The 16,506-nt window shown below is 63.8% G+C and carries 19 protein-coding genes; 4 read left to right on the top strand and 15 right to left on the bottom strand.

Annotation, left to right across the window (positions count from 1 at the left end; translation table 11 throughout):
• Positions 1–36: 36 nt before the first annotated feature.
• Positions 37–591 carry a sugar O-acetyltransferase gene (locus JQ597_RS31535; RefSeq protein WP_212269339.1) on the bottom strand — a complete coding sequence of 185 codons (555 nt, stop codon included), beginning with the start codon at positions 589–591 and terminating at the stop codon, positions 37–39.
• Complete coding sequence (locus JQ597_RS31530; protein WP_212269338.1) at positions 588–1,571, bottom strand: bifunctional riboflavin kinase/FAD synthetase; 984 nt, start codon at positions 1,569–1,571, stop codon at positions 588–590. Before JQ597_RS31530 ends, JQ597_RS31535 begins: the two co-directional genes overlap by 4 nt.
• A gap of 241 nt (positions 1,572–1,812) precedes the next feature.
• Here JQ597_RS31530 and JQ597_RS31525 point away from each other — a divergent pair, with 241 nt between their 5' ends.
• The gene (locus tag JQ597_RS31525; RefSeq protein WP_192738834.1) at positions 1,813–2,208 is read left to right on the top strand and encodes a response regulator; all 396 of its coding nucleotides are present in this window, start codon (positions 1,813–1,815) and stop codon (positions 2,206–2,208) included.
• Between the two features lie 155 nt (positions 2,209–2,363).
• Here JQ597_RS31525 and JQ597_RS31520 read toward each other — a convergent pair whose 3' ends face one another.
• The 9 genes from JQ597_RS31520 to uvrC form a co-directional block, all read right to left on the bottom strand.
• Positions 2,364–3,218, bottom strand: a complete 855-nt coding sequence (locus JQ597_RS31520; protein WP_212269337.1) for a TIGR01459 family HAD-type hydrolase — start codon at positions 3,216–3,218, stop codon at positions 2,364–2,366.
• 15 nt (positions 3,219–3,233) lie between these two features.
• On the bottom strand, positions 3,234–4,709 hold the full coding sequence (locus tag JQ597_RS31515) for an EAL domain-containing protein (protein ID WP_212269336.1): 1,476 nt from the start codon (positions 4,707–4,709) through the stop codon (positions 3,234–3,236).
• Positions 4,710–4,845: 136 nt separating this feature from the next.
• Positions 4,846–5,967, bottom strand: coding sequence for a YihY/virulence factor BrkB family protein (locus tag JQ597_RS31510; RefSeq protein WP_212269335.1), 1,122 nt, complete (start codon positions 5,965–5,967; stop codon positions 4,846–4,848).
• Positions 5,967–6,548 (bottom strand): phage holin family protein, encoded by a 582-nt coding sequence (locus JQ597_RS31505; RefSeq protein WP_212269334.1) that lies wholly within the window; start codon positions 6,546–6,548, stop codon positions 5,967–5,969. Before JQ597_RS31505 ends, JQ597_RS31510 begins: the two co-directional genes overlap by 1 nt.
• A 95-nt stretch (positions 6,549–6,643) precedes the next feature.
• Positions 6,644–7,618, bottom strand: coding sequence for a 50S ribosomal protein L3 N(5)-glutamine methyltransferase (gene prmB, locus JQ597_RS31500; RefSeq protein ID WP_212269333.1), 975 nt, complete (start codon positions 7,616–7,618; stop codon positions 6,644–6,646).
• The gene (locus tag JQ597_RS31495; protein ID WP_211998530.1) at positions 7,618–8,085 is read right to left on the bottom strand and encodes a molybdenum cofactor biosynthesis protein MoaE; all 468 of its coding nucleotides are present in this window, start codon (positions 8,083–8,085) and stop codon (positions 7,618–7,620) included. Before JQ597_RS31495 ends, prmB begins: the two co-directional genes overlap by 1 nt.
• A gap of 71 nt (positions 8,086–8,156) precedes the next feature.
• Positions 8,157–8,408 carry a molybdopterin converting factor subunit 1 gene (moaD, locus tag JQ597_RS31490; protein ID WP_212269332.1) on the bottom strand — a complete coding sequence of 84 codons (252 nt, stop codon included), beginning with the start codon at positions 8,406–8,408 and terminating at the stop codon, positions 8,157–8,159.
• Positions 8,405–9,019, bottom strand: a complete 615-nt coding sequence (pgsA, locus tag JQ597_RS31485; protein WP_212034227.1) for a CDP-diacylglycerol--glycerol-3-phosphate 3-phosphatidyltransferase — start codon at positions 9,017–9,019, stop codon at positions 8,405–8,407. Before pgsA ends, moaD begins: the two co-directional genes overlap by 4 nt.
• A gap of 114 nt (positions 9,020–9,133) precedes the next feature.
• The gene (gene uvrC, locus JQ597_RS31480; protein ID WP_212269331.1) at positions 9,134–11,248 is read right to left on the bottom strand and encodes an excinuclease ABC subunit UvrC; all 2,115 of its coding nucleotides are present in this window, start codon (positions 11,246–11,248) and stop codon (positions 9,134–9,136) included.
• Positions 11,249–11,468: 220 nt separating this feature from the next.
• Between uvrC and JQ597_RS31475 the strand changes: the two genes are divergently transcribed.
• Both JQ597_RS31475 and JQ597_RS31470 read left to right on the top strand, forming a co-directional pair.
• Entirely contained in the window at positions 11,469–12,092 is a 624-nt protein-coding gene (locus JQ597_RS31475; RefSeq protein WP_212034229.1) for an outer membrane protein, read from the top strand.
• 109 nt (positions 12,093–12,201) lie between these two features.
• The gene (locus JQ597_RS31470) at positions 12,202–13,041 is read left to right on the top strand and encodes a class I SAM-dependent methyltransferase (protein ID WP_212269330.1); all 840 of its coding nucleotides are present in this window, start codon (positions 12,202–12,204) and stop codon (positions 13,039–13,041) included.
• An 82-nt stretch (positions 13,042–13,123) separates the two neighbouring features.
• Here the strand turns inward: JQ597_RS31470 and JQ597_RS31465 are convergent, their stop codons facing one another.
• From JQ597_RS31465 to JQ597_RS31450, 4 genes are all read right to left on the bottom strand, one after another.
• Entirely contained in the window at positions 13,124–13,339 is a 216-nt protein-coding gene (locus tag JQ597_RS31465; RefSeq protein ID WP_028350729.1) for a cold-shock protein, read from the bottom strand.
• A 310-nt stretch (positions 13,340–13,649) separates the two neighbouring features.
• Positions 13,650–14,510: a 23S rRNA (adenine(2030)-N(6))-methyltransferase RlmJ gene (locus JQ597_RS31460; RefSeq protein WP_192738822.1), complete on the bottom strand. Its 861-nt coding sequence runs from the start codon at positions 14,508–14,510 to the stop codon at positions 13,650–13,652.
• A 214-nt stretch (positions 14,511–14,724) separates the two neighbouring features.
• The gene (locus JQ597_RS31455; RefSeq protein WP_212269329.1) at positions 14,725–15,408 is read right to left on the bottom strand and encodes a ribonuclease T2 family protein; all 684 of its coding nucleotides are present in this window, start codon (positions 15,406–15,408) and stop codon (positions 14,725–14,727) included.
• A 152-nt stretch (positions 15,409–15,560) separates the two neighbouring features.
• Positions 15,561–16,019, bottom strand: coding sequence for a hypothetical protein (locus JQ597_RS31450; RefSeq protein WP_212269328.1), 459 nt, complete (start codon positions 16,017–16,019; stop codon positions 15,561–15,563).
• A 164-nt stretch (positions 16,020–16,183) separates the two neighbouring features.
• Between JQ597_RS31450 and JQ597_RS31445 the strand changes: the two genes are divergently transcribed.
• Entirely contained in the window at positions 16,184–16,474 is a 291-nt protein-coding gene (locus tag JQ597_RS31445; RefSeq protein ID WP_212269327.1) for a hypothetical protein, read from the top strand.
• Positions 16,475–16,506: the final 32 nt, after the last annotated feature.

Below are 16,506 nucleotides of genomic sequence, written 5' to 3'. Positions count from 1 at the left end.
GAAGCGGAAATCGCAAAGGCCCGCAGGGCCCGCATCTCAGGACGACCGTTTCGGCCTTGCCGGGTTTCCGGTGACGGTCACTTCAGCGCCGACGTCGCGCGTGACCACGCTGCCGGCGCCGATCACCGCACCGTCGCCGATACTGACGCCGGGCAGGATAATGGCACCGCCGCCGATCCAGACGTCGCTGCCGATCCGGACCGGGCGCCCGAATTCGAGGCCTTCGCGCCGTGTCTTGGCGTCGCGGGGATGGCCGGCCGCGTAAATCTGCACGGCGGGCCCGATCTGGGTGCGGTCGCCGATCGAGACCTCGACGACATCGAGGATGACGCAGTTGAAGTTCATGAACACGCCGTCGCCGATGCGGATGTTGTAGCCGAAATCGCAGAAGAACGGCGGCCGGATCACGGCATCCTTGCCGACATGGCCGAGGCGTTCGCGCAGCAGCGCGTGCCGTTCCGACACCGGCTGTGCCAGTGCCGCGTTGTAGCGCACCAGCCAGGCCTTGTTGACCGCCTGTTCGGCGCCGAGTTCGGCGTCGGGGCGATACAATTCGCCCGCAAGCATCTTTTGCTTTTCGCTTCTGCTCAATCGATTACTCCAAGCGTCGGAAACGCGTCGGGTGCGGCTGCGAGGGCCGCGCGGGCGTGGGCGCTGTCGTCGTCCATCTGGCGGATCAACGCCTCGATGCCGTCGAATTTAAGTTCATCGCGGATGAAGGCGATGAAGGCGACGTCGAGCACGGAGCCATAGAGATCGCCCTTGAAGTCGAACAGGAACACTTCCAGCAGCGGCGCGCCATTGTCGAAGGTCGGGCGGCGGCCATAGCTCGCCACGCCGTTGAGCCGCACCTGATCTTTTCCTTGTCCGCGCCCGACCCGCACCGCATAGATGCCGTGCTTGAGCGCGCAATTCTTGTCGAGGCGGATGTTGGCGGTGGGATAGCCGAGATCGCGGCCGCGCTTCTCGCCATGGATCACCTCGCCGGTCGCAAACCACGGTCCGCCCAGCATCGCGGTGGCGTCGTCGATCTGGCCCTCCGCCAGCGCCATGCGGATGGCGCTGGAGGACACCGGCCGCTCGGCGATGTCGACATGGGCCTGGACGTCGACCTCGATCCCGAGCCGCGGCGCCTCGCTGACCAGAAGGCTGGGCGAGCCGACCCGGCCCTTGCCGAAATGGAAGTCGTAGCCGACCGCGATGCCGCTGATGCCGAGCCGGCCGATCAGGTCATGGTGAATGAAATCTTGCGCCGATGTTCCGGCGCGGCCCTTGTCGAAGGTCATCACCACGGCGCCGGCGAGTCCGGTGGCGGCCAAGAGCCGTAGCTTGTTGGTCTCGTCCGTGAGGCGGAATTGGGGGCTGTTCGGGCTGAAAAAGCTGCGCGGATGCGGCTCGAAGGTCACCGCAAAAGCGGGTTTTCCGTGGGCGCGCCCCATGTTCAGCGCAGCGGCAATCACGGCCCGGTGACCGAGATGGACGCCGTCGAAATTGCCCATGGCGACCACCGCCCCCTTGGGGATGTCGGCGGCGGGGGTGGTGTCTCGAATAACGGTAAAACCAGTTGTCATGTGACGGATTCTTGCAGGATTCTTGCGGATTAAAAAGGCATTGGGCCGCGATGCGCGCGGCCGGACCGTGACGTGGGGGCGCGGGCGAAGTCAAGCCGGACGGCTTTGGTTCAAAACCGAGGCAATCCACCCGCGCCCGATTAACGCGCTGTTTAACGCCTTGATGCTAGGGGTGGGGCGAGGACTGCGGGTCGCGCAGGCCTGCCGATATTTAGTGGCATAAGCGTTAGTGGGGGAAGAGATGGCGGTTGATTTGTCGATGTCGGTTCTGGTGGTCGATGACTACAACACCATGATCCGGATCATCCGAAATCTTTTGAAGCAGCTCGGCTTTGAGAATATCGACGATGCCAGCGACGGTTCGGAAGCGCTGAACAAGATGCGCGGCAAGAAATACGGGCTCGTGATTTCCGACTGGAACATGGAGCCGATGACCGGCTACGACCTGCTCAAGGAAGTCCGTGCCGATCCTAACCTCGCCACCACGCCCTTCATCATGATCACGGCGGAATCCAAGACCGAGAACGTGATCGCGGCCAAGAAGGCCGGTGTGAACAATTACATCGTCAAGCCGTTCAACGCGGCGACGCTGAAGACCAAGATCGAGGCGGTCTTCCCGGATATGGCGACGGCGTAAGGCGCCTAGCCACAAGCGCTAATTTTCGTCATGCCCGGCCTTGTGCCGGGCATCCACGTCTTTGGCACCGAGTGTCCGTTAAGACGTGGATGGCCGGGACAAGCCCGGCCATGACGGCGCAGAGTGGCGGAGTTGCTGCCTTCAGCAGGTAGGCACTACCACTTCAGCTCGCGCATCAGCGCCTTTGGCGGATGGCCGAACAATTCTCTGACCGAGGCCGGGTCGAGTTGGTCGATGCCCTCGAATTCCTCGGAATGGATGCCGCGGGTCACGAACAGGCAATCGATGCCGAAACCCAATGCCCCGGTGAGATCGGTGCGGACGGAATCGCCGATCGCCAGCACCCGGTCGAGCGGGGCGGCATGGCCGCGGTGCTCGGCGGCGAGCGCCATCGCGCGTTCATAGATCGGCCGGTGCGGCTTGCCGTAGAAGATCACCTCGCCGCCGAGTTCGCGATAGAGCTCGGCGATCGCGCCCGCACAATAGATCAGCCGGTCGCCGCGTTCGACGACGATATCAGGGTTGGCGCAGATCAGCGGCAGCTTGCGCTCGCGCGCCTGCAGCATCATCGCGCGATAATCTTCAGCCGATTCGGTCTCGTCGTCGAACAGCCCGGTGCAGACGATGTAGTCGGCCTCTTCCAGCGGGGAGATCACGGGATCGAGCCCGCGATAGATCGAATTGTCGCGCTCCGGACCGAGCCAAAACATCTTCTTTCCCGGATGGTCGGCGACAAAGTGCCGGGTCAGATCGCCGGAAGAAACGATCGCGTCATAGGTCTCATCGGCGACGCCGAGCTTGCGCAACTGCCGCTGCACCGAATCGGCGGGCCGCGGCGCGTTGGTAATGAGGATGACGGTGCCGCCGCGCTGGCGAAAGGTGTGCAGCGCCGCGCAGGCCACCGGAAATGCCTCGAGCCCGTTATGCACCACGCCCCAGATATCGGAGAGGATGACTTCGACGCCATCGACGAGGTCGCTCAGGTTTTCGACGAACCGGAGTGTGGTCATGACATCGGGCGCCGGTTAGCCCGGTCCGGCGGCGCGGCGCGCCAGCGCGGCATTGCCGGTCGCCCGTGTCGAAGGTTCGATCGCCGGGTTGGCGACGGGAGCAGGGATGCTTGCAGGCGGGCTTGGGCCATTGGAACCATTGGTGCTGTTCGAAGTCGTCCCGCCGGTAGCAGATGCCCCCTCGGGCCGCAACGGCCGGGGCGGCGCGAACAGGAAGCCCTGGCCGAATCGGACGTCGAAATCCAGCAGATCGACCACCGCGCGCTCGCCCTCGATCTTTTCGGCAATCAGGTCGATGCCGAAGCGGCCGAGCAGATCCGACAAGTCAGAGGGGTGAATGTCCGACGTCGAGCTCTGCCTGGGATCGAGCAGCAGCGCCGCTGGAACCTTGATGAAGCGGACGCCGCGGTCGGCGAGTTCCCGCGGCTCGACCCGGAGGTCGCTGACATGGTCGATCGAGAAACGGTAGCCGCGCTGCGACAGCGCCGCCAGATGCTCGGTCTCGGTCGGACCGAGGTTGCGGAACGTGGCCTGCTTGAACTCGAGCACGAAGGACGGCGCCAGCGCGCGATTGGCTTCGAGGAAGTCGAGGCATTGCGCGAAGGTGGTGGGATTGGCCAGCGTCGCGGCGGAGACGTTGCAGAACACGCCGACATCCTTGTTGCGCACCATCAGGCGGCGCAGCACCTGCACACAGCGCAACATCACCATGTGGTCGATGCGCCCCATCAGGCCGCCGGCTTCGGCGGTGGCGATGAAATCGTCGGCGGCAAGAATCTGGTCGTTGTCGTCGCGCAGCCGCGTCACCGCCTCGTAGAAGCGCACCTTGCGCTGCGGCAGCGTCACCATCGGCTGCAGATAGATGTCGAGCCGGTTCTCCTCGATGGCGTTCTTCACCGCGGCGAGAAGCTGCGGCTGGCTGCGCGCGGCGGCTTCGGCAGGCGCTGGCGCGGCGACCGGTGCCGGCCTGGCGACGACGGGCGGCGCTGCGGATTCGGTGGATGATGGCGGTGAGGTTCGCGGCTCGGCGACAGGCGCAGCCACGATTGCGGCCGGTGCCGGTTCCGGTGGCGCTGCCGCCGCGCCCGAGGCAATCAAATCCTCATGGCTGGCGACGGATCCCGCGAGCTGCTTGACCAGCACGCCGAGTTCGTTGATCTCGCCGACCACGGCCTGGATGCGGTCGCCGCTGGCGGAATTCGCCGACACCACGCGGCCCTCGACGGCCGCGAGCCGGCGGCCGAATTCGGCGACCTGGCGGGCGAGGTCGGCGGTGCCGCGGGACAGGTCCGCGATCTGGCTGCCGACATCGGAGCGATCGCGCAGCCGCATCGAAACCGCGTTGTAGAGGATCAGGAAGGTCAGTGCCGTCAGCGCCACGATCGCGGATTCGGTTCCGCTGATGCCGGCGACCGCATGCAGGACCAAGCCAAGCGAGGCTGCGACCAGCACCATGCAGATGGCGATAAAAATCGTCGAAATGCGAATCATGTCGCGCGCTACGCCTTCAGGTCCGAACTACCCCCGCCCGGGAAAACGCTGGTGTCGTCAGGCATCGTCCGGCTTGCGCTCCCCCAAGCGCAATGACCTTAGCATCAATGTTGATTCGCTGGTCTAGTGTTCTTTTTCAGGAGGCTGGAACCGCCGGTCCCAGCGTGTCGGCCATGGTGGCGCCGCGGCTGCCCATCGGCTTTGGGTGGCCGACGGTGGTATCGACAGCGGTCTGGTGCTCGATTTCGGAATTCAGTTCCGCTCCGAACAGCACGACGATGGCCGACATCCACATCCACATCATCAGGCCGATGGCGGCGCCGAGCGAACCGTAGGTCGCATTGTAATCGCCGAAGTTCGACAGATACCAGGACAACGCCGCGGAACCGGCGATCCACAGCAGGGCGGCGAGCAGCGTGCCGACACTGAGCCATTTCCACTGCGCCGGGCGCCGGCTCGGTCCGAACCGGTAGAGAACGCCGAGCGCCGCCAGCAGGAACGCAAACAATAACGGCCAACGCGCGAGGCTCACGATGAACAGGCTGTCCGGAGGCAGGCCCAGTTGATTGAGCGCCAAAGGAAACGCCACCACGGCGCCGACCATCAACAAGAGCGCCGCGATCCCGCCGACGGTGAAAGCCAGCGAAAGCAAGTTCAACCTGATGAAGCTGCGCTTCTCCCGTTCTCCATCGACCGCGTTGAGGGCGTCGATCACGGCCTTGACCCCTGCGTTGGCGCTCCAGATTGCAAGGGCGAGGCCGAACAGGAAGGCTCCGCCGAGCGCAGTGCTGCCCTTGTCGAGCACCCGCGCGATCTGGTCCTGCACGATCTGGAACGAGCCTTCCGGCAGCATCAGCGCCAGCGTCTGCAGGTTGGCGCCGATGGTCGAGGGATCGGCGAACAGGCCATAGGAAGAAACCAGCGCCGTTACGGCGGGGAACACCGCGAGCAGGCCGAAGAAGACGACGCCCGCGGCCGTGGCGAGCAGGCGGTCGTCATTGGCCTGCTGATACGTGCGCCACAGAATGTCTTTCCAGCCCGCCCAGGGAATGTTGAACGGGCTGCGTGCACGTCGCCCGCGGCCGGGTTGCGAGAGTTCGCGTGTAAAGTCGCTGCCTTTCGCGGCCGCCGGATCGGTCACTGGATTGGCGTGTTCAGGCGCGGACGTCTGGAAATAGCGCTGCGCGGTCAGGATCACGAGAGTGGTGGCCGCAATCAGGATCAGATTATCCGTATGGTCGGAGCGGGCGCGGGACATCAGATTCCCGCGTGTCGTGCCTGCTGCTGCCGCCGCCGCACCGCCGCGTAGCCCAGCAAGCTTGCCATCAGGATCAAGCCGATATTCGCGTTTCTATTGCTGTGCCCCGGCCGGTTTCGCCGTCGCCGATGTTCCACCGGCGCCGCGGGGGCTTGCAGGATCGCCGCGGCCGTATCCCTGACGGCCTCGATCTGGTCGGGCTTGACGGGGCTGGCCTTGATCGCCACCCGCAAGCGGCTGGTGAGCGACGGGAATTGCGGCGGAGGGCGCTTGAGTCTGATGGCCGCCACGGCGGCGCAGATGCAGGCGATGATCGCGAGCAGGCCGCCGACGGCGCCGAACGCCCAAAACTGTCCGTAGTTGATTTCAACCCAGCGAAACAGCGCTGCTGTGCCGACGAGGAGCGCTGCGGTCAGAAAAACTCCGGCGGCCGCGAAGAGGCCGGCGGCGATGGCGTAGGAAGTAACGGTGCCGGTGGCCTGGTCGGTCCGGTCGCGCAGATAGGATTGCGTCGCGCGCTTGATCTGGTTGAGCTTCAGTGCAATGCCAGCGCGCAACAAGCCGCTCGAAGGCCCGGGCATGTCAGCTTTCCTCCACCGGCGAAGGCATGATTGCCTCCGCCATGAATGAACGCGGCTTGTTTTCGAATGTTCCGGAAAGTGATTTACGCCAGCGCCTACAGATCGTCGGCCGTAATATAGAATACTTCGGCTTCGGAATCCTCGGTGTCGAGCCACATCAGCGGTAATTGCGGATAGGCCGCTTCAAGCGCGGGCCGGCAACGGCCGATCTCGCACAACAGTCCGCCATCCGGCGTCAGATGCTGTTTGGCCTCGTCGAGGATGCGCCTGACGATGTCGAGCCCATCAGCGCCGCCATCGAACGCGAGTTTCGGTTCGACGCGGCATTCGCGCGGCAGCGAGGCCATGCCTTGCGCATCGACATAGGGCGGATTTGAAATGATGAGGTCATAGCGCTTGTCGCCCAGCGGCTTGAACAGGTCGCCGCGGTGCAGGTTAAGGCGATGTTGCAGCCCGTAGTCGGCAACATTGTGCGCGGCGACCTCAAGCGCGATTTTTGAAATATCCACCGCGTCGATTTCGGCGTTGGGGAAACTCCGGCTCGCCAGGATGGCGAGGCAGCCCGAGCCGGTGCAGAGGTCGAGCACATTTTCCACCGCCGCCGGGTCCGAGATCAGCGAACCGCCGGTCACGTCGTCGTCGCCGCCGAAATGGGAATCCAGCAACTCGCCGATGAAGGAGCGCGGCACGATAGTGCGTGCGTCGACAAAGAACGGCAGGCCGCGCATGTAGATCTTGTTGACGAGATAGGCGGTCGGCGTCCGCGTGGTGACGCGGCGCTCGATCAGGCTGAGGATCGCCTTGCCTTCGGCCGCCGTGACCCGCGCGGTGGCAAACGCCTCGAACTGGTCGGGATGAAGGCGCAGCGATTCGCAGACCAGAAACGCGGCCTCGGCGACCGGATCGGTGGTGCCATGCGCGAATACCAGGTCGGCTTCGATAAAGCGGCTCACCGCAAAGCGGACGAAATCCAAGAGCGTCAGCAATTCGCCGGCACCGACTTTTGGGAATTTCGGCTTGGTGTATTTCGGCAGACCGCGTTTGACGGGCGCCTTGCTCTGTTTGGCCATCAGGATTTGGTCCAGCGCGCCGCGGCGTCGTCGTCATGGCCGCGCGCCTCGATCCAGCTGGTTCCTTTCGCGCTTTCTTCGCGCTTCCAGAACGGCGCATTGGCCTTCAGATAATCCATCAGGAACTCCGCCGCCTGAAACGCCGCCTGGCGGTGCGCCGACGCCGCCAGCACCAGCACGATGTTCTCGCCCGGCGTGATGCGCCCGACGCGATGAACCACGGTGAGGCCGGTCAGCGGCCAGCGCGACATCGCTTCGTCGGTGTGCCGCTTGATTTCGGCCTCCGCCATGCCGGGATAGTGCTCGAGCGTCAGCGCCGCGATCGGTTCGCCGTTCTCGCTGCCGCGACAGATGCCGCTGAAGGTCACGACCGCGCCGACATCGCTGCGGCCCTTGGTCAGCGCCGCAATCTCCTGCGCGATGTCGAAATCGGCTTGCTGGATGCGGATGGTCGCGGCGGCGGTCATGAAGCTTTCTTCTTTTGACGCGTTTTCTTGACGCGAACCGGTACCCACTTCGCTCGAAAACGCTATGCTAATCAACCGCCGGTCATCGGCGGAAAGAACGCGATCTCGCGGGCGCCAGCGATCATCGCATCCGGCTTGACATGGGTATGGTCGATCGCGGCGCGGATCACCCTCGGCTTCTCGAACGCGTAGGCATAGGTCTCGCCGCGCTTGGAGAGCCAGCCGATCAAATCGTCCACCGTGCGCACGGTGGCCGGCGGCTCGACCATTTCCTCCGAAATGCCGATCCGTTCGCGCACCCAGGCGAAATATTTGACCCTCATCCCTCATCCTCCTTGATGAGGTGGTGGATGCCGGCGCGGAAATAATCATAGCCGGTATAGATCGTGACGATCGCCGACGTCCACAGCAGGGCGATCCCGATCATGGTGGTCGGGGAGAAAATCTGTTCGCCCGCTTCACCGGCGATCAGAAAGCCGATCGCGACCAGCTGGACGGTGGTCTTCCATTTCGCGAGCTTGGTGACGGGGACGCTGACCCGGAGCGCCGCGAGGTATTCCCGCAAGCCCGAGACCAGGATTTCGCGGCACAGGATCACGATGGCCGCCCACAGCGTCCAACCATGGATGCTGTTGTCGGCGGCCAGCATCAACAGGCAGGACGCCACCAGCAATTTGTCGGCGATCGGATCGAGCATGCGGCCGAAGGCCGATTGCTGGTCCCACATCCGTGCATAATAGCCATCGAGAACGTCGGTCACGGCGGCGGCGATAAAGATCGCCAGCGCCACCCAGCGCAGCCAGAGCGGGCCGTCCATGATGGATTGGGCATAGACGCAGCCGACCACCACCGGGATGGCGGCGATGCGGGCATAGGTCAGGATATTCGGGAGGGACAGGCTCTTGGACTGGCCCTTGGTGGTTGCGATGTTCATCCGTCTTACCAATACCGCTCAGGCGTGAAGGTCAACCGTGCAGGCCCCAGATGATCTGTCGCAGGCGACGGCCAAATGAAACGTCCAGGTGAACCTCATGTGAATCGGCTCCCTTTAACCCGGTTGCGCATGGAAAAACTCGAAAATCTTGCGGGCGCTTTCGGCGCTGACCCCTGGAACCTTGCCAAGGTCGGCGATCGAGGCCCGCTCGATTTCCTTCAGCGTTCCAAAGTGATGCAGCAAGGCACGTTTGCGTGACGGGCCGATGCCCGGAATCTCCTGCAAACCCGCTTCGCGGATGTCCTTTTTGCGCAGTTTGCGGTGCGATCCGATCACGAAACGATGCGCCTCGTCGCGCAGCCGCTGGATGAAATACAGCACGGGGTCGCGCGGTTCGAGCTTGATCGCCTCGCGGTCCGGCATGAACAGCGTTTCCCGGCCGGCGTCGCGGTCCGGCCCCTTGGCCACGGCCAGCAGCGTGACTTGCGTCAGTCCCAGGGTCTCGAAGATCTGCCTTGCCGCGTTGAGCTGGCCGCGGCCGCCGTCAATAATGACCAGATCCGGCCATTGCGGAAACGAATCGTCGTCGGCCTTGATCTCGGCTTTCGCTTTGGCGGTATCGTCTTCCGGCGGTTTCAACAGCCGCTTGAAGCGTCGCTCCAGCACCTCGCGCATCATCGCGTAATCGTCGCCGGGCGTCAGGCCTTCCGACTTGATGTTGAACTTGCGGTACTGGTTCTTGATGAATCCGTCGGGTCCCGCCACGATCATCGCGCCGACCGCGTTGGTGCCCTGGATGTGGCTGTTGTCGTAGACCTCGATGCGCTTGGGCGCATGCGGCAGCCCGAGCGTAGTGACCATGCCCTCCAGCAGGCGGCCTTGGGTCGCGGTATCGCTGAGCTTGCGGCCGAGCGCCTCGCGGGCGTTGGTCAGCGCATGCGCGATCAATTCCTTTTTCTCGCCGCGCTTCGGCGTCGAGACTTCGACCTTGAAGCCGGCCTTGACGGCGAGGGCATCCGCGAGCAGCGCGCTTTCCTCGATCTCATGCGACAGCAGGATCAGTTTCGGCGGCGGCTTGTCGTCGTAGAATTGCGCCAGGAACGAGGCCAGCACTTCTTCCGGCGTGAAGGATTTCTCGGCGCGCGGGAAATAGGCGCGGTTGCCCCAGTTCTGGCCGGTGCGGAAGAAGAACACCTCGACGCAGGAATAGCCGCCCTCCTGGTGGATGGCGAACACGTCGGCTTCTTCCACGGTGCGCGGGTTGATGCCCTGCTGCGACTGGATCGCCGAGAGTGCGGCGAGGCGGTCGCGGTAGAGCGCCGCAGTCTCGAATTCGAGTTCGGCGGACGCCTTCTCCATCTCGCCGGCCAGTTCTTTTTTGACCAGATGGCTGCGGCCGGACAGGAAGTCGCTGGCCTCGCGCACCAGCTCGGTATAGCCGGGGAAATCGATCTCGCGGGTGCAGGGGCCGGAGCAGCGGCGGATTTGATAGAGCAGGCAGGGCCGGGTGCGGCTCTCGAAGAAGCCGTCGGTGCAGGAGCGGATCAAAAACGCGCGCTGCAGCGCCGTGATGGTGCGGTTGACGGCGCCGGCGTTGGCGAACGGACCGAAATACCGTCCGGGCCGCGACTGCGCGCCGCGATGTTTGAGGATCTGCGGCGCCCAGTGGTCGCCGGTGATCAGGATATAGGGAAATGACTTGTCGTCGCGCAGTTGCACGTTGAAGCGCGGCCGCAGCTGCTTGATCAGATTGGCCTCGAGCAGCAGCGCCTCGGTCTCCGTCGTGGTCGAGATGATCTCGACCGCAACGGTGGCCGCAATCATGCGCAGGATCCGCGCCGGCAGCGGCGCGTTGACGCGGGCGTAGGAGGCAAGCCGCTTGCGGACGTTCTTCGCCTTGCCGACGTAAAGCACGTCGTTGCCGGTGTTGAGCATGCGGTAGACACCGGGCGAGGTCGGCGCCAGACGCACGGCGTTTTCGATCGCGGCATGGCCAACCGCGAGCGGGCCTTCGGCCAAGGCCTCCGTGGCGTCCTCGGCGGTTTCCTCCGCGGGTTCCGGCAGGCGGGCCTCTTCCTCGTCCTCGGCCGCAGACGTCGCCGGATCGAGATCGGCGGAGCCAAGCTCCTGCGCAGGGTCCTTTGCAAGGTCCTTTGGGAGCAAATCCGGCTGGGAACCCCGCCGTGGCTTGCCCGGGGCTTTCGGATGGTCGGTAGAATCGTGATCCATGGGCCTAAATTAAGCGCTGCTGGCCGGCATCGCCAGCGTGCCGGCGGCGACCGAGGCCACGCCGGGTAACACATTCTTAAGACTGATGATCGGGCGGTAAGAGGGCTTAACAACCCTTTAACTTAAAACTCTCGATAAATCTTACAGGAAACAAGTGGAATTCCGTAACCAAGCCGGCCTCGGCCGGAAGGGTGCGGCTGTTGCGTGGTGGAGTTGAGTGATGGGCAGCTTTGTTTTGCGGGCGCTGGCGGTGGTCGCCGCAGCCTGGACGATGTCGGCGCAGGCGGCCGATATGAATTACGGATCGCGCGCGCCCTATACCGTCAATCAGCCGCTCAACGCCTATAGCTGGGCCGGTCCCTATCTCGGCGGCAATCTCGGCTATGCCTGGGGCTCGGTCGATAACAACCCGACCAAGCCGTCGGGCTTCGCAGGCGGCGTGCAGGCCGGCTACAACTTTCAGAACGGGCCGTGGGTGTTCGGCCTCGAGGGCGATATCAACGCGACCGGCGCGGCCGACACCTTCGCGCCGTGGAAGTTCTCCAACCCCTGGTTCGGCACGCTGCGCGGCCGGGTCGGCTACGCGTTCAACAACGTGATGTTCTACGGCACCGGCGGTCTTGCATTCGGCGAACTGCGCGCCACCACGTTCGGCCTGTCGGAATCCCACACCACGGCGGGCTGGACCGCCGGCGTTGGCGCTGAAATGGGCTTTGCGCCGAACTGGAGCGCCAAGGTCGAATATCTCTATGTCGACCTCTCCAACACCAATTTTGTCATCACCGGAGCATCGAACGGCTACAGCTTCGGGCTGATCCGCGCCGGCGTGAATTATCGCTTCTGAGATCAAGAAAACGCAAAGAAACCATCTGTTGCAGCCTCCCGGCGGCGCCAAGCCGCCGGGATTTTTTTGTCTCGTGGACAGTGCGCGGCGGCACGCCTAGAATTCGTCGATGCAGCCGGGGCAGCCAAGTCTGACCGCGTTGGGCGCCGCCCGTTTGCGCGCGGCGCATCAGGTGCTGGATAACGCATCGATCCTTTGGGATCCGCTGGCGTTACGCATTCTCGGCGACGATATCCAGGTCTCGCTCGACCATGCCCGGGCCCACACGTCCGGGCCACGCTTGCGCTGGTTCATCGCCGCGCGCTCGCGCATCTCGGAAGAAGCGCTGACGGAAGCGGTGAATAATGGAGCGACGCAGCTCGTGGTGCTCGGCGCAGGGCTCGATACGCTCGCCTACCGGACGCCGCTCGCGGGTGGCCTGCGAATTTTCGAGGTCGATTTTCCCGCCACGCAAGTACGCAAGCGCGACATGCTGGCCGCCGCGACGATCGCCGTGCCGGACACGCTGACCTATGTCGCGATAGATTTCGAACGGCAGACATTGGCCGAAGCGCTGGACGCCGCAGGCTTTGTCGCCGCCAAACGCAGCTTCTTCAGCTGGCTCGGCGTGGTGCCTTATCTGACCGAGACGGCGGTGTTCTCGACGCTCGGCTATATCGCGCAGCTCGAAGGCGGTGCTGAAGTGGTGTTCGACTATGTCAATCCCGCAAGCTCGGTCGCACCGGCCGGCCGCGCCGCGCATCAAGCGCTTGCCGAGCGGGTGGCCGCGGTTGGCGAAAGCCTTCAGAGCTATTTCGATACCGCATCGCTTTGCGCCCGCATGAGCGCGACCGGCTTTCGGCATGTCGATGATGTCGGCCCTGACAGGATCGCGGCGCGCTTCTTCCCCGAGAGCGAACGTACGGCACCGGCGCGTGCCGGCCACATCATGCACGCCTCCACGTTCTGAGGCGCGCCTCGCGCTCAGCGGGATTTGGTGCAGGCAAAACTTCAGTCCGCTTTCACCGCCAAGCTTCAGCTCACGCGTCAGCTTACGATGAAATCACCAGGTTGACCGCCTTGGGGCCTTTGCCCTTCTTGTCCGGTTCGACCTCGAATGTAATGCGCTGTCCTTCAGTCAAATCCTTCAATCCGGCCCGCTCGACGGCAGTGATGTGAACGAACACGTCGCGACCGCCGTCATCGGGCTTGATGAAGCCGTAGCCACGTTCTCCATTGAAGAACTTGACTGTACCAGTCATGGCCATCGGGAAAACTCCTCCCCGTATTGCTCCGCCGCTACGCGCAATTCGCGTATCGGCCGACCGGACATTCGCTGCCGGAAGCTTGGCCACCTGAACCGATCGGGTCACGCACCGATCAGTCTGGATTTTTTTAGGCCTTGATCACTCCGCCGCAACCATTCGCGGAAGCGGAACGTAAAGCCAGTCATAACGGCCGAGCATAATACGGTTCCGCGCAAATTGACTATGGCTCAATCGCACTTTTCAGCCCGATGCACTGCCTTGAAGGCTTACCCCCAAAGGTTTGCATTCAAGGCTTGCATTCAAGGAGCCTTCAAGGTTTGGGCGTCTCAAGCCTGAACCGGCCGGCGCCGCCCTGGCCGAGCGGTTTTTCCAGTTCGGGTAAAATGGTCTTCAGCTCGCCCGCCAGCGTCCACGGCGGGTTGACGATCAGAAGCCCGGTTGAGGTGAGGGGACCGCCGGCCTGCTGCGGTGCGACGCTGAATTCGAGCCGCAGACATTTCCCGGCCGGCTTGCCGGTCTCAGCCACAGCGGCGACATGCCGCGCCAGGCCGTCGGTGATGCGCCGGCTTTTGACCGGATACCACAGCAGATAGCTGCCGGTCGGCCACTTCGCATAGGCCTCCGCAAAGCCGTCGGCGAGCTTTTCGAACTCGTCCTTTTGCTCGAACGAAGGGTCGATCAGCACCAGGCCGCGCCGCTCGTTCGGCGGCACGAAGGCCGGCAACGCCGTCCAGCCGTCGAGATCGACCACCCGGGCCTGGGTGTCGCGGCGCAGCGCATCGATCAATTGCTTGTGGGCTTTCGGCTCGATCTCGCATGCCGTGAGGCGGTCCTGCGGCCGCAGCAGCGCGCGCGCGATCAAGGGCGATCCGGGATAGGCTTTCAGCTCGGCTTGCGCGTTGAAGGCCCTGACGATGTCGAGATAGGGCGCCACCAGCGGCAACGCATTTTCCGAGAACCGCGCCTGCATCACCCGCGCGATGCCGGTCAGCCATTCGCCGCTGCGGCGGGCCTCATCACCGGACAGATCGTAGCGCCCGGCGCCGGCATGGGTGTCGATGACGCGAAAGGCTGCAGGTTTTTCCTGCAGATAGGTCAGCATCCGCACCAGCACGATGTGCTTGATGACATCGGCAAAGCCGCCGGCATGAAAGGCGTGTCGGTAGTTCATGATGAGAAATTCAAGAGCCGTTGGAGAAGACGTCTACGTCTTCTACTCGTCATGGCCGGGCATAGTAAGTCTGCTGCGCAGACTACGTAAACTTGTCTGCGCTCCCGGCCATCCACGTCTTTGAACACCAGACGAAGGAAGACGTGGATGCCCGGGTCATCTAGCGCGAAGACGCGCTTCGCGCTTCTGCCCGGGCATGACGGCGAGGGAGGTTTTAACTCCCCCGCACCGGCGGCATCACGACCTCGTCGCGGCGGCAGGCGCGGCGGTCGATTTCTTCGCAGGAGCGGAATTGCAGGTCCTTGCTCATGCAGACCCTAACTTCGCTGAGGCGCCGGCTGCTGCAGACGACCGAAATCGCCGAGCTGCTCAGGCCGGGATTGACCTTGATAAAGGCTGCCTCGAGCGCCTCGGGGGCGATCGTCTTCGATTCCGACAATTGCAGGAATTCCTCGGGGATCTTCACCGCGGCGCGGGCTTTGCGGATGTTCTCGAAATAGGCACGCGCGCCAAGGCCGGAACAGGTGCCATGCTTGTCCCACTCGTTGAAGATCAGCCCGGGCGCCGGCATCAGGTCCAGCATCGACGACATGACGTTGCGGTCGAGACGGGGCGACGGCCGCTGGCAATATTCGGGAAAGCCGCGCTCATATTGCGGCCACAGGCCGTGGACCACGAAGGAAAACGGGCGCTCGCACTGGATCTGCGCAGAACGGCCGCTATTGCCGCGTTCGGAGGCCGCCTCGCAGAAGGAGGGCGACCACGACAGGGCCAGCACGTAGAAATCGAACTCGCCAGGGGCGTTCTGCCGGCGGTCCTGCGCGGCGGCGTGGCCCGCGGTGACCAAGACAAGTGCCAGCGAAATCAGCAGCCGCGAAACAATGACTGATGGAAACATCAAACGCTCCCTTACTCGCAAAGCATGACGTACTCAATTACCCTAGCCTAGCAGGGAGCCGGAACATTTCAAGAACAAAAATGGCGTTAGCGCGAATCGGGTGGCGCCGGCCACCGCGATCGAAAAACCCAGGCAGGGAGCTTAGGCTAAGCTTAAGGCCGCGCAGCCTTGCAGCCGGGGTTATAGGCCCAGTTACGGTCCAGCCCGGTGACGCACCATTCGACACCCTGGCCGAAGCCGGCAAAGCCGCCATCCTCGACGATCGAATAGTGCACGTTGCGCACCTTGCCGTCGCTCAGCATCACGTCGCCGGTGCAATAGCGGCGCGGAATGTTGTCGGATTGCCAGGGCCGGAACGTGGTTTCGTGGATCCGGCCATAGGAGGTGATGGTCAGGGGCGAATTCCAGAAGGTGCTTTCCTTCTCGCGGAACTGCGAAATGATGGTCGGCAGCGCCGATTCGCACGGCGCAACGCGCCCGTCATACCGGGGACCGGACAGCCAGAAATTCAATTCCAGCGGATTGGCGGCCTGCGCCGACTGGCCGAATGCCAGGACAGCGAGCGACGCGGCCAGGCCGAGGGTTTTCAACGATGTGAAGAGGGTGCGCATGGGAATTCCGCTGGTCATCCAACCCTTAGGACCGTGCCGTGAAGCCCGGACGAGGTCAAGTGCAGCGCGGCAACACCTTGCAGGCAAGTCGAGGTCCGGCCGTAACCCATTCTTTTCACGGCCGCCGGCGCACTCTATGGTGGCCCCAGCGAATGGAGTCTGCGATGCAAAGAATTGGGGCCGCGTGCCTGGTTGCGATGTGCGGGTTGCTGTCGGCTGCGCCGGCACAGGCCGACTGGGTGCCGCCGTTCAAGGGCAATGATACCGGCGGCATTGTCGCCTATTCGCTGGCGAGACAGGCGGATGCACGCCAGCTCGCGGTCGATCACTGCGCCGGTTACGGCAAGGTGGTGAAATTCCTGGCAGTGCAGCCCTATGAGGGCGGATACGTCTCCTTCGCCTGCCGCTGGGTGCCCTATGGGACTCACGCCCGGCCGCTGCGCACGCTCTACTGAGCCGGACCTGAACGCCTGAACCACCAGGGGGC

The sequence above is a fragment of the Bradyrhizobium sp. AUGA SZCCT0177 genome, from assembly GCF_018130125.1.
Taxonomy (GTDB): domain Bacteria; phylum Pseudomonadota; class Alphaproteobacteria; order Rhizobiales; family Xanthobacteraceae; genus Bradyrhizobium.
The sequence above is the reverse complement of the archived record's forward strand: the minus strand, read 5'-3'. Positions and strand labels throughout refer to the sequence as shown.